The organism is Candidatus Marivariicella framensis, assembly GCF_982709265.1.
Map to the genome: position 1 here is coordinate 1 of NZ_CEXPNT010000034.1, position 13,316 is coordinate 13,316.

A 13,316-nucleotide genomic window follows, 5' to 3' on the forward strand; every position below is an offset into this window, starting at 1 on the left:
AAAAGGTATATATAAAATATCATAAATGTTATATCAAAAGGGTACAATATTGCGCGTACTGGAATGACATTCAATTTATAAATTAGCCTCTATATCTTATTAAAACTAAAAGATAATCCTGCTCTATTTTCTAATCGTTTCAAAAGAAAGTCACCCATTGCTATTGATGGAGTTAGAACACCACTTACATTTGAGAGATTATCCTTAGCTAAACAAACAGCAGCTTCACCAAGCATCTTTGATGTAGATCCATAACCAGGATCCATATCTCCAGTTACTTTCCCTAAAGCTCTAGAACCGTCTTGTAGGGTTGTATAAAATTTCAAATTATAAAATCCTTTTTCACGTTGTTCTTTTGCTGGTCCCTCACCTGGTTTGGGTAAGATTTTATTTGCAATTTTCTTAAGAAAAGATCCTGGTTTAGCTGTCATTATTAATAATAGGAGAGCCGTTAGATATCCTTTAATCCTTCCTTTTAGACCTTTTCCACTAATAGTAGCCTCGTCATAACGAAAGTCTTTTCCGTAAATATATCCACTCAACGCATTCGAACGACGAACAACTTTGGTGTTGATACCAGCCATAACAAAAGGTCCTATCCAGCTTTTTGAAACTTCGTCATATTTAATGCTATTTAAATCTCGTACATCATCTCCCTCAAATTTTTCCTTTGGATTTAGTCCATAAGGATTAGTTAGAACTTTATATACTTCCTTATCAAGAAATGCCTGTTCCATGACTTTAGTCAAACTAGCATATGTTCCTCCACTTATACCTCCTCTGATTCCAGCCACACGCATTTGTATTTTATTTGCTAGCTGTCCCGTTTGGGCTAGCGATTCTCTTTGAGTGAAATAAACACCCATATCTGAGGGGATAGAATCAAAACCACAGGTATGAACAATTTTAACTCCATTTATTTTTGCAGTCTCATGGTGTTGGTCTATCATTTTTCGCATCCACTGTACTTCTCCTGAAAGGTCACAATAATCTGTTCCGTGATTAACGCATGAAGACACAAGTTTAGAGCCATATATAGCGTAAGGACCTACAGTAGTACAAATAACTTTAGTTCTAATTATCATTTCTTTTAAACTAACCTCATCATTACAGTCTGCAATAATTATGGGTACTGAGTTATCTGCCACTTCTAAACGAACTTGATTTAACTTTTGTTTGTTGCGTCCAGCCATAGCCCATTTAAGATCATCATTCACACCATAGTTTTGGAATAAATAAGCAACCACTAATCTGCCAGTAAACCCGGATGCACCCCAAACAATTATATCAAATTCTTTATTTCTTTTCATGTTATAAAAGTCAATTGTAAACAAATGGTAATCTAATATTTGAGGAATAGTTTGTAGAATGATGAATTCTATTTTTAGCAATTACTGATTTTATTTCATCATAATTATTACCTCCTGTATTAAGATTTCTAGCAAACCTTGGAAAGTTACTACTAGACACCTCAATTCTAACACTGTGGCCCTTTTTAAAAAAATTGCTTGTAGCCATTGGGGTTAAAGAAACTTCATAAACTTCACCTTTGTCCATAAAAACCTCTTTATCATAACCTTCTCTATATCTTACGCGTTGAATAGTTTCATCTAAATTATATGCTGTTCCGTCCGGGTATACGTCAATTAATTTAATTGTTAGATCTGTGTCTTTTACATCTGATGACAAATAAAGGGTAGATTCTATAAATCCTGTAACCTCAACACCCTCAGAAAAAGGCTCTGAAGTATAAACGAGAATATTTTCATTTTCTTCCATTTTTTGTTGATCAAAAGAACCTCCCTGTACAGCATTTCCAGTACAACACACCCCTCCACCATAAGACTCAATAGGATTCATTGGATCGTATAAGAATGTGTCTGAAGTTTTCCCTCTTTTATCTTTTTTAAAACTTAAGGTTCCATCTCCTAATCTACTATTAGCACTACCATTACTTCGTAAATAAAGTGTTTTCATAATAGCTTTTTCTGGAGGCCATGTATCTGATGCCTGCCAAATATTTTTACCCATTGTAAAATATTGAACTTTAGGAGTGTCTTTTTTAAAATTATTATCTTCTCCTTTTAATAAATAATCAAACCAAGCATATATTTGATCTTCATAATTGAGTCGTGCATCTCCCATAGATCTTTCTCCTACAATTGTATTTTCTGTGGCTCGAGAATAACCACAGTGGAGAGTTGGAGCAATAACTAAATATTGATTATCTCTTACATTTTTTTCTTTTGCCATTTTTCGAACATGGTTAAATAATGCAAGATTTGGGCTAACCGAAACATCATACCAAGAAACAAACCAAAAACTAGGAACCCCAAAGTCCATTGAATCATGATAAAGACCCCCTCTAAACCATTCTTTATTATTGGGTTTTCTTTTAATCATCTTATCAAAAATTTCTTTTTTTCCATTTACATTTTTTAGGAGATCCTGAAGTGGTAAATGCTTAAAGGACTCAGCCCAATCAACAGGTGGGTTTTCTGGGGCTAAATCATAAAATCTTGAAATACGAATTAAATCTTCTTGTGAAGCCCCCTCAGGAATGCGGGGTTTAAATTTATCATGTTCAACACTATAAAGCCATGAGGGAAATAATAATTGTTCTGCTCCGCCACGATACCAATTTCCTTGTTCAAAATATTCACCTACAGTTCCAATTCCGGCACCAAAACCTTGAGGAACCATAGCGGCATGAGAAGGATGATCAAGTGCTGCTACGGCCATTTGCCATTCTGCAGTGGAAGAGCAGCCAAGAGTTCCAATTTTACCATTTGACCAAGCTTGTTTTGACATCCAACTGAAAGCATCATAACCATCCGTTAATGGAATACCTAAAATATCCCATTCCCCTTCTGAAAAATACCTTCCACGTTCATTTTGCACTACATAAGCATACCCATGGTTTATAGCTTCATACGCTCGTTCCATTGTTCTAAACTCTTCCTTTTCATTTTGCCAAGTATTAAAATTATAAGGTGTTCTTGAAAAAATAATAGGTACTTTTTTATTGCTCTTTGGACGATATATGTCTGTAGACAACCTTATTCCATCGCGCATAGGCATCATTACTTTTTCATCTATTATTGCAATCTCAAGAAGTTTGTCTTTTATGTTTTTTTGAGCATTGATATTATGCAATGAAATAAAAAAAACAATTATTAATTTAAAAGCTTTCATGATATTTAATTTTAAAAACTGAGTGTAAAACAACTTTAGTGTTTTAAAGATACAAAAATGATGAATTCTTTTGAAAACACTCACTTATGAGTAGTGGAATAGTTCACTACTTTGATTGCTTCTTTTCAAAAAACAAGTTTCCTTTCTTAACACATTCTGTTATAATAAAATGGATTAGTATAATATATCATAACTCCTTCATTCTTTAACTTTCAAATTGTATTTTAGCAGCGTTTTACAATTTTAAAAAATACTTTATTTTTAAAATATTTCCTGTTTACTAATGATTACACAATCCCCTTTTGAAGAAAAATTAAACGCATTAACCCATGGTATAGGTGCTGCTTTAGGTTTAATCGGTTTGGGATTTCTAATTTATTTTGATACTCATAAAACTCCAAACAGTTTCTTTAGTATTATTGTTTATGGAGGATCCATCGTACTTTTATTTACTGCTTCAACCCTTTATCATTTGGCAACTGATGAAAAGAAAAAGTATTATTATAGAATTACAGACCATATTAGCATCTACTTCCTTATTGCAGGTACTTATACTCCTGTGTTACTCATTTCTCTTGTTGATAGCTTGGGATGGGTTTTGTTTTATATAGTATGGGGAATAGCTGCTTTTGGGGTGGTTTTAAAATTATTTTTTACTGGTAAATATGAAGTATTTTCTACAATGATGTATTTAGTTATGGGCTGGCTTATTGTGTTTGATTTCTCTCCACTTGCTGAACAAATTGCTGAGGGAGTGTTCTTTCTTATTGCTGGCGGTATCGCTTATACTGTTGGGGTTCTATTTTATGTCTTTACACGTATCCCCTTCAACCATGTTATATGGCATTTGTTTGTTCTTATTGGTGCCTTCTTTCATTTTTTAATGATCTTTAACTATGTGATTTAAATACCGAATTTAAGAAAGGGTGTTTATTTGAAATATCAGTCAATCCAATAAATTAAAATCATTGAAGTTATTTGATAACTCCTAGTTCCCTTCCAACTTTCTCAAATGCATCTAAAGCTTTCATGATATTTTTGGTCGAATGCGATGCTGACAACTGAACTCTAATCCTTGCTTCTCCTTTCGGAACTACTGGAAAAAAGAAACCAACAACATAAATACCTAATTCTAATAAATTTTCAGACATTTTTTGTGCTAAATGGTCATCATATAACATGACAGGGACTATCGGATGATTTCCAGGTTTTATATCAAAACCTAGTTTCTCCATTTCGCTTCTAAATAGGCTTGTATTATTGTTTAACTGTTTTAAAAAAGAATTGTCTGTCTCCAAAATTTCAAGCACTCCTAGAGAAGCACCAACAATTGAAGGCGCTAAAGTATTTGAAAATAAATATGGGCGTGATTTTTGTCTAAGAACCTCAATTATTTCTTTGGGTCCACTTGTAAATCCTCCAGAGGCTCCACCTAAAGCTTTTCCAAGTGTTCCAGTTATAATATCAACTTCTTCAATTACACCAAGCTCTTCATGAACTCCTTTTCCAGAAGGACCAATAAAACCCGTAGAGTGGCATTCATCTGACATTACAAGGGCATCGTGTTTCTCTGCTAAATCACATATCTTATCCAATTGAGCAATTGTACCATCCATTGAAAAAACTCCATCTGTAACGATAATCCTGCTTCGACAATCACTAGAATTCTTAAGTTGCAACTCTAAATCATTCATGTCATTGTGCTTATACCTAAACCTTTGAGCTTTACACAATCTAATTCCATCAATTATTGAAGCATGATTCAGTGAATCACTGATAATTGCATCTTGACTGTCAAACAAAGGTTCAAAAAATCCTCCATTTGCATCAAATGCAGCAGCATATAATATTGTGTCTTCTTTACCCAAAAATTTTGATATTTTTTTTTCTAAAAGTTTATGAATATCCTGAGTTCCACATATAAATCTTACTGAAGACATTCCAAAGCCATGAGAATCTAACGTTTCTTTTGCCTTTGAAATTACTAAAGGATTCGATGATAGGCCTAAATAATTATTTGCACAAAAGTTCAAAACTTCTTTCCCATCATTAACTGTAATCTTTGAACTTTGCATGGACTCTATTATTCGCTCACTTTTATATCGACCTAATTTTTTTATGTCTTCTAATTCGATTGTCAATCTTTTTTTGATAGATTCGTACATGGTAATTAATTTGAATTCTCAAAATTAATATATTATTATTATTTAAATAAAATTATGGAGAAAATACTCATTACAGGTGCCCTAGGTCAATTAGGACAAGAGTTTATAAATTACTTCAGCAACAAAGGTGTTTTTGTATTAGCTACTGATGTAAAAGATCCACCTAAGGACTTGCCATGTCTATTTGAATTTGCAGACGTATTAAATAAGAATAGAGTAGACTTATTAGTTAAAAAACATAAAATAAATACAATATATCATTTAGTAGCTATTCTTTCTGCTAATGGTGAGAAGAATCCATATAATTCATGGAAAATTAACATGGAAAGTTTTCAAAATATTATTGAAATATCTATCAACAATAAAATTCAAAAAGTTTTTTGGCCAAGTTCTATAGCAGTTTTCGGAACTGAATCAAATTTAGATCTTGTTTCACAAAACCCTTCTATGAACCCTGAAACGATATACGGAGTTTCAAAACTAGCCGGTGAGAAACTAGCAAGCTACTACTTTGGTAAATTTGGATTAGACATAAGGTCGCTAAGATATCCCGGTATAATATCAACTAAAACTTTGCCTGGAGGAGGAACTACCGATTATGTAATTGAAATGCTCAATTCAGCTAAAAATAAATCTGATTATACCTGTTTTTTAAATAAAAAAACTAGATTACCTATGATGTATATTGACGATGCAGTTAATGCTGCTATAATGCTAATGTCTGCAGAAAGAAAAAATCTTTCCATATCTACTTCATATAATGTTACTGGATTTAGTGTTACTCCTGCTGAACTTGAAAATAAAATAAAATCAAGAGGTTTTAATATAAAAGTAAAATATGAGCCTGATTTTCGACAAGAAATTGCTAATTCATGGCCTAAAGAGGTTGATGATTCAATCTCACATAAAGATTGGGGATGGTCATGTGATTTTGGTTTTGAAAGAACTTTGAATAAAGTTCTTAATTGAATTCACCTAGATCTTTAAGTATTTTATTCAGGTATTAGTCTAACTAATTTTTTTTCTAACATAAAGGTTTAATATTCTATTATTTTCTTTCTTAACTATTAGATTTTCTTTATATATCATTTTCCAAAACACAACTCACTGTATTATGATAAATGATTTTAATTAAAAGATTCTCACCACACTTTGAATGTGTATTTTTGCTAATATTTAAAAAAATATAAACTTTATGAATTTACTTTCTGTTGAAGGCATTTCAAAATCTTATGGTGAAAAAGTAATTTTTAAATCTCTTTCTTTTGGAATCAACCAAGGTCAAAAGATTGCTTTAATTGCCAAAAACGGAAGTGGAAAGACATCTATTTTAAATATTATTGCCGGAGAAGATACTCCAGATGAAGGCAATGTTGTTATTAGAAAAGGAACTCGGGTCGCTTATCTTTCTCAAGAACCTCATTTAGATTCCAAATTAACAGTTGAAGAAAGTGTTTTAAGATCTGACAACCCTATTCTCAAAGTAATAGCTGATTATGAGAAAGCTCTAGAAAACCCAGAAGATCAGGAAGCTTATCAGAAAGCCTTTGAAGCAATGGATCAATTCCAAGCATGGGATTTTGAAACACAATACAAACAAATTTTATTCAAACTTAAACTGGATGATTTAAATGCCAAAGTTGGGAGCTTGTCAGGTGGTCAAAAAAAAAGAATAGCTCTGTGTAATGCATTGTTAAAACAACCTGAGTTGTTGATTTTAGATGAGCCTACTAATCATATTGATTTAGAAATGATTGAATGGTTAGAAGATTATTTTTCTAAAGGAAAAATAACCTTGCTTATGGTTACTCATGACCGTTACTTCCTGGAGCGAGTTTGTAATGAAATTATTGAACTAGACGAGGGTAAATTATATACTTACAAAGGAAATTACTCCTACTACCTTGAAAAAAGGGAAACTCGTATTGCTCAAGAAAATGTAGAAGCACATAAAACCAAGTTGCATTTTAAGAAAGAATTAGATTGGATGCGAAGACAGCCAAAGGCTAGGACTACCAAATCAAAATCTAGAATAGAAGATTTTAAAGAAATAAAAGAAAAAGCAAGTCAAAGACGAAACGAACACCAAGTTCAATTAGAAATCAATATGGAACGGTTGGGTAGTAAAATGATTGAAATGCATAAAGTTCAAAAAGCATTTGGTGACAAAGTTATATTGGATCATTTTGACTATATGTTTCAGCGTAACGATCGTATTGGAATAATTGGAAAAAACGGTACAGGCAAATCCACCTTTTTAAATCTCTTAACCTCAAATGATACAATAGATGCAGGAAAAATTATTTGGGGAGAAACATTAAAATTTGGATACTATACTCAAAGGGGTATTACAGTAAAAGAAGGACAAAAAGTTATTGATGTTATTCGCGAATACGGAGATTTTATCCCTTTAAAAAAAGGACGTAAAATATCTGCACAACAACTATTAGAGCGCTTTTTATTTGATCGAAAAAAACAATATGATTTTGTTGAAAAACTTAGTGGTGGAGAGCGTAAACGGCTATATCTGTGTACAGTTTTAATTCAAAACCCTAACTTCTTAATTCTCGATGAGCCTACCAATGATCTTGATATCATTACACTTAATGTACTCGAAAACTTTTTGTTAGACTTTCCAGGGTGTTTATTAGTTGTGTCACATGATCGCTATTTTATGGATAAAATCGTAGATCATTTATTTATATTTCAAGGTTCAGGTGTTATTCAAGATTTTCCAGGAAACTATTCAGATTATAGAGCTTATGAGGATTCTCAAATTCAAGAACAAAAAACACCACCTAAAGTAGAAATAAAAAAAATTTGGAAGGAAACTAGTAAAAAAATAGTACTAACCTATGATCAACAAAAAGAGTATAAGAAGCTAGAACGTGAAATAAAAAAAATTGAATCTCAAAAAGAAGAAATTCAAAATCGTTTTACAAATGAAACATTCAAACCATCTGAGATAGAGAAATATTCAATTAAACTTGGTATGCTTGATCAAGAATTAAAACAAAAAACATTAAAATGGTTTGACTTATCTGAACTTACTGAATAACAGCAGTCTGTTCTGGTATTTGCTCCATATTCCCTAATTCACGAAGCATTTTTACATGAGCTCGTATCGCCGTAAAAAAAGTTCGGTTAGAGCTATAAGGCATACCATGTTCTTTGGCTGTGTCTATTACGATTTTAGATAATTCCTTATAATGAACGTGACAAATTCCCGGGAATAAATGATGCTCTATTTGATAATTTAAACTACCTATAAGCCAAGAAAAAATATTTGATCCTGGAGAATAATTAGCTGTTGTAGCGAATTGATGCGTTGACCAATCTCCTGCTATAAGACCGTCCTCGTCAGGAAGGGGGAATTCAGAGCTCGGCATTATATGTGCAACCTGAAACACTAAACTAATTAAAAGTCCAGTAATAAAGTGCATACTTAAAAATGCTAACAATATGTGCCACCATGGCAAATCAACTATAACTAAAGGCATTATAATAGCAAAAGAATAATATAAAACCTTCCATGCGGCAATACTTACAATGGCATTTCGAAATTCATTTTTTTTATTCAAAAATCCCATTTTATAATATCGAGTTACTCGAACAAAATCCTTTGTTGTAATCCAGGATATGGTAGCTAAACAATAAAAGAACCAGATATATATATGTTGAAATTGATGCGTCCAGTACTTTTTAGCATGAGGTGAAAATCGTAAAAAAAATGGAGCATTAATATCATCATCAGCATGTTCTATGTTAGTATACGTATGATGGAGAACATTGTGTTGAATTTTCCAGACAGTAGCATTGGCCCCTATAAGGTTTAAAGAATAACCAATTAGAGTATTAATCTTTGGGTTTTTTGAGTACGAACCGTGAATAGCATCATGCATAACGTTCATCCCAACTCCTGCCATTCCAAAACCACTTATAATGTATAATAAAAAAAGAACCCAAGTATTTGAAACGACACCTGAATTTAAAATTAAAAATGGGAAGAAAAATAATGTAAGCATTAGTATCGTCTTAATAACCATACTATTGTTAGCATATTTATCAATTTCATTTATTTTGAAATAAGTGTTAACTTTTTTTCTTAATTTTTTTGAAAAATCGTCACCTTTTTCTCTTGAAAATTTTGGATATTGGATAGGTCTAATATTTTAATTAAAAAAAGTTTTTGTTTGTTTTATTAAACATAATTTATATAAAAAACTAAAGGTTAAATCAAAAGCCTTCACTTTTATATTTAAACAAATATAATAAATCTCTTTTAGACAAATCTAAATGTGACTTATAGCTTATTATATTAATAAGTAGTATTTTAAAAACCAAATTAAGAATATGAATGAATTAACCCTGGGAGTAATTGGAACTTCAAGAAAAAATGACGAAAAACGAGTACCTATTCACCCAGAGCACTTGATGCGACTTCCTAAAAAAGTCAGACGTCAATTGGTTTTTGAAAAGGGTTACGGATCCCCTTTTAATATCGATGACAAGGTGATTGCTTCACAAACAGCTGGAATTGCAACAAGAAATGAAATATTAAAAGACATCGGTTCTGTCATAATTGTTAAGCCAACTTACTCTGACATAGAGGAGATTAAGGATGGAGGTTTGATTTGGGGATATCCACATTGTGCACAACAAACACAAATTACACAAATGGCTATTGATAAAAAACTAACCTTGATTGCTTTTGAAGACATGTATGTTTGGACCCCTAAAGGTCAAATGGGGAGACATACTTTTTATAAAAATAACGAAATAGCAGGCTATAGTGCAGTGATTCATGCACTTCAACTAAAAGGAATTGATGGTCATTATGGAAAACAAAGAAAAGTGATCATATTTAGCTTTGGTGCCGTAAGTAGGGGTGCTATATATGCTTTAAAGGCACATGGGTTTAGAGATATAACTATTTGTATTCAAAGACCTGATCACGAGGTAAGAGAAGAGGTCCTTGATGTTCATTATTCTAGAATTAGAAAAGGAAATGAAAACGAACCTAGGTTAATAGTTGTTGAACACGATGGTTATGAGCGACCATTATTAGATTTAATAAACGAATCTGAAATAATAATTAATGGAACCTATCAGGATACTGATAATCCTATTGATTATGTTAAAAAACACGAAAAGTCTAAGTTAAGACCAGGGACACTTGTAATAGATGTGAGTTGCGATGAGGGAATGGGGTTTTATTTCGCAAAACCCACTACATTCAAAAACCCTATGATAGCTATAGATAATATTGATTACTATGCTGTAGATCATACACCAAGTTATTATTGGGAAAGTGCTTCTCGATCTATTTCAGCTGCACTGATTGTTCATCTTGAATCAGTAATATCTGGTCGGAAGATCTGGAATCAAGATAAAACTATTAAAAATGCAATAAATATCGATCAAGGTAAAATCGTAAAAGATAGTATTCTTAAATTTCAGAAACGAAGTCCCAATTATCCTCACGTAATAAATAAATTAACTGATATTTAATTTTCTTTGAGCTATGTTATAGTAATTTAAATATTCATGGTTAAAAATAAATATGTTTCACAAAAACTTTTTCTTTTCTTTGCAATCAACAACAATTTATCATTGAAAAAATGAAGAGACAGGAATTAATAGATGGATTTCTTTTAGAATTCAAACCTAAAAAAGATCAAAGTTGGAAAAGTTGCTACTTTTTTGCTTACCACTTAAAAAAGAAACACAATATAGATGCAGAGTTAATTGAAGGTATTTCTAGAATTAACAAAGTTGATTATTGGATTGTGAAATTTAATGATATGGATGAAGATATTCACGCTAAATCAATGGGATTAATCCCTGATTTTATCGATAAACCTGAAATGACATGGAGCTTGGAGGAATTTGAAAAAGATAATTTCTAAAAATATATTTTTTTATTTAGTATCTTAATGCTTTCATAGAAAAGTAAAATCTACTATCAGAAGTTTTATTTATATATAAACATAAAATAATTTTAAAATGAAAATAATTTTTCAAAACGCGGTAAACAAAGCTCTTATAATGCTATTATGCACTTTTTTCGTTTACAGTTGTAAAAACGATGGAGGAATTTGGCTTGGTGAAGGAGAGGGCAGTGGCAAAAGTTATGTCTTTGGAGATAATAAGGATATTGATAATATACAAGGACTAGCTAAAGCTTATTCGGAACAAGACACTGAAACACTTTTTGAATACTACAATAAAGAGGTATTTAATGAGAAATGGCAAAATTGGACTAGCGGGTATTTGGAATCAATGGAGTCTATCTCTATGGTTCCTTATAAGATAATTCCTTTACATGTAAAGAATGGAGACTTTAAGCAAGTGCTTGCATGGTCCAAAGAAGAACGTGTTTACAAAAATGGTTCATATGAAATGCTCGATTTAATGGAACAGTTTGTAATTGATGATGCTGGAAAAGTAAAAGATTTTAAACAATGGAAAGCTATAGATTCTGTGAACTTTGGAATGTCTTATGGTGGAAAGTATTTTGGAAGAGAAAAAGGAGAATACTCGGGGCGTTCATTTATGTTCTCAAATAGAAATGAGACAGACCTAATTGAGAAATTAGTCGATAGTTATAATAAAATGGATACAGAAGTTATGAAAACCGTCTTTGCAGATGAATTTACCTTAAATGACTTTAAAGGGAACAAGTCTACTATGAAACAAGACGATTTTAAAAACTTTTTCTCTCCATACAAAAAAGTAGACTGGAATGTCATTTCAATAATCCCTATTAAGATAAGGGGTACAGATGCTGCTTCTGGGGTAATAGTTTATGGAACAGAATCAAGAGTAATGCAAAACGGTGAAAAATGGAATAAGGATTTAATGGAAATCGTTTATTTCAACCTTGAAGGAAAAATTTCTTCAGTGGAACAATTTGCAAAACCTAAACAATAGTAAATAATATAAACACTAAAAGTATTTATTTAAAAAGTCCCTAACACAACTGAAAAAAAGTATTAGGGACTTTTTGTTTATATAACAATTAATTATATTTCTCAATTGCTAAAGCCACTCCATGATTATGATTAGTTAATGTGTGGAATGAAGCACAAGCTAATATTTCTGATTTTGCATTGGCTACCGCTATTCCTAAGCCGACCTGTTCAAGCATTGTTTTATCATTGTGGTTATCACCAAACGCCATTACATCATTCATCTTTAAGTGCGGATATATCTTGGTTAATAAATATTTCAATGCAGAAGCTTTATCTGTTTTTTTGTTTGAGATTTCCAAATAAGTGTCTTTAGAACGATAAAAATTTACTTGATCCTTAAAGGTCTTAATAATAAAACTCTCAACTTGATTTAATTCTGAAGCCTTACCCATAGCCATAATTTTATGAGCACCTTTTTGATTTTTCTTCCACAAAGAAAGAGTTTCTGACAAAGGTCTAACTTCTGGCGACACTCTAGTATTGTTCTGTTCACGTTTTGCCCAATAATCAATTGAGGGAACTAACCATTCATCTTGATTATATAAACTAAAATGCACCGAATTATCTGGTAAAAAAGTGCAAATTTGATTAGTTATTGAAAAAGGTATTTCAATACTATTAATCACCTTTCCATGCTTTCCAATAATTAGAGCTCCATTATATGCAATTAGAGGGCTGTCATATGTGTCTAATTCTTTTTGAAGTAAACGAATAGATTTAGGCATACGTGAAGAAACAAGTATAAAGGGAATAGATGGATGAATCCTTTTAACTGCTTCTATTGTTTCCGAAGAAAGCTTCCGATTAACATCTAATAAGGTGCCATCAATATCAGAACAAATAAGTTTATAATGCATTACTAGTGAATTTTAATTTAAAAACATCAAGTGTATCTGATGAATATAAAAAACTACTTAATACAATGGAATACTTGTAGAGCTCTTTATTTCATTTAAAACAAAAGTGCTCTTTATTTGATTAA

At 31.6% G+C, this 13,316-nt stretch carries 11 protein-coding genes; 6 read left to right on the top strand and 5 right to left on the bottom strand.

Translation table 11 applies throughout. The annotated features are described in order from the left end of the window. Positions 1-89: 89 nt before the first annotated feature. Together AC34EU_RS08335 and AC34EU_RS08340 are read right to left on the bottom strand one after the other, a co-directional pair. Complete coding sequence (locus tag AC34EU_RS08335) at positions 90-1,310, bottom strand: saccharopine dehydrogenase family protein (RefSeq protein WP_489696197.1); 1,221 nt, start codon at positions 1,308-1,310, stop codon at positions 90-92. Between the two features lie 10 nt (positions 1,311-1,320). Then, a complete protein-coding gene (locus tag AC34EU_RS08340; RefSeq protein ID WP_487534608.1) occupies positions 1,321-3,195 on the bottom strand; it encodes a CocE/NonD family hydrolase in 1,875 nt (624 codons plus the stop codon). Between the two features lie 283 nt (positions 3,196-3,478). On the opposite strand from AC34EU_RS08340, the gene trhA reads away from it, so the two are divergent. Beyond that, positions 3,479-4,102: a PAQR family membrane homeostasis protein TrhA gene (trhA, locus tag AC34EU_RS08345; RefSeq protein WP_487534607.1), complete on the top strand. Its 624-nt coding sequence runs from the start codon at positions 3,479-3,481 to the stop codon at positions 4,100-4,102. A gap of 67 nt (positions 4,103-4,169) precedes the next feature. On the opposite strand, the gene kbl is transcribed toward trhA, so the two are convergent. Then, positions 4,170-5,360 (bottom strand): glycine C-acetyltransferase, encoded by a 1,191-nt coding sequence (gene kbl / locus AC34EU_RS08350; RefSeq protein ID WP_487534606.1) that lies wholly within the window; start codon positions 5,358-5,360, stop codon positions 4,170-4,172. Between the two features lie 54 nt (positions 5,361-5,414). Between kbl and AC34EU_RS08355 the strand changes: the two genes are divergently transcribed. Both AC34EU_RS08355 and AC34EU_RS08360 read left to right on the top strand, forming a co-directional pair. Continuing rightward, a complete protein-coding gene (locus AC34EU_RS08355) occupies positions 5,415-6,329 on the top strand; it encodes an NAD-dependent epimerase/dehydratase family protein (RefSeq protein WP_487534604.1) in 915 nt (304 codons plus the stop codon). 226 nt (positions 6,330-6,555) lie between these two features. After that, the gene (locus AC34EU_RS08360; protein WP_487534603.1) at positions 6,556-8,418 is read left to right on the top strand and encodes an ABC-F family ATP-binding cassette domain-containing protein; all 1,863 of its coding nucleotides are present in this window, start codon (positions 6,556-6,558) and stop codon (positions 8,416-8,418) included. Here AC34EU_RS08360 and AC34EU_RS08365 read toward each other — a convergent pair. After that, positions 8,408-9,385, bottom strand: coding sequence for a fatty acid desaturase family protein (locus tag AC34EU_RS08365; protein WP_487534602.1), 978 nt, complete (start codon positions 9,383-9,385; stop codon positions 8,408-8,410). The genes AC34EU_RS08360 and AC34EU_RS08365 overlap by 11 nt on opposite strands. Before the next feature lie 328 nt (positions 9,386-9,713). On the opposite strand from AC34EU_RS08365, the gene AC34EU_RS08370 reads away from it, so the two are divergent. The 3 genes from AC34EU_RS08370 to AC34EU_RS08380 all read left to right on the top strand — a co-directional run bounded on the left by AC34EU_RS08370 (position 9,714) and on the right by AC34EU_RS08380 (position 12,293). Continuing rightward, positions 9,714-10,871: a N(5)-(carboxyethyl)ornithine synthase gene (locus AC34EU_RS08370; RefSeq protein WP_487534601.1), complete on the top strand. Its 1,158-nt coding sequence runs from the start codon at positions 9,714-9,716 to the stop codon at positions 10,869-10,871. A gap of 110 nt (positions 10,872-10,981) precedes the next feature. Continuing rightward, complete coding sequence (locus tag AC34EU_RS08375) at positions 10,982-11,269, top strand: hypothetical protein (RefSeq protein ID WP_487534600.1); 288 nt, start codon at positions 10,982-10,984, stop codon at positions 11,267-11,269. 97 nt (positions 11,270-11,366) lie between these two features. Continuing rightward, positions 11,367-12,293, top strand: a complete 927-nt coding sequence (locus tag AC34EU_RS08380) for a hypothetical protein (RefSeq protein WP_487534599.1) — start codon at positions 11,367-11,369, stop codon at positions 12,291-12,293. Positions 12,294-12,381: 88 nt separating this feature from the next. Here AC34EU_RS08380 and AC34EU_RS08385 read toward each other — a convergent pair whose 3' ends face one another. Then, positions 12,382-13,191, bottom strand: coding sequence for a Cof-type HAD-IIB family hydrolase (locus AC34EU_RS08385; RefSeq protein WP_487534598.1), 810 nt, complete (start codon positions 13,189-13,191; stop codon positions 12,382-12,384). Between the last annotated feature and the right edge of the window lie 125 nt (positions 13,192-13,316).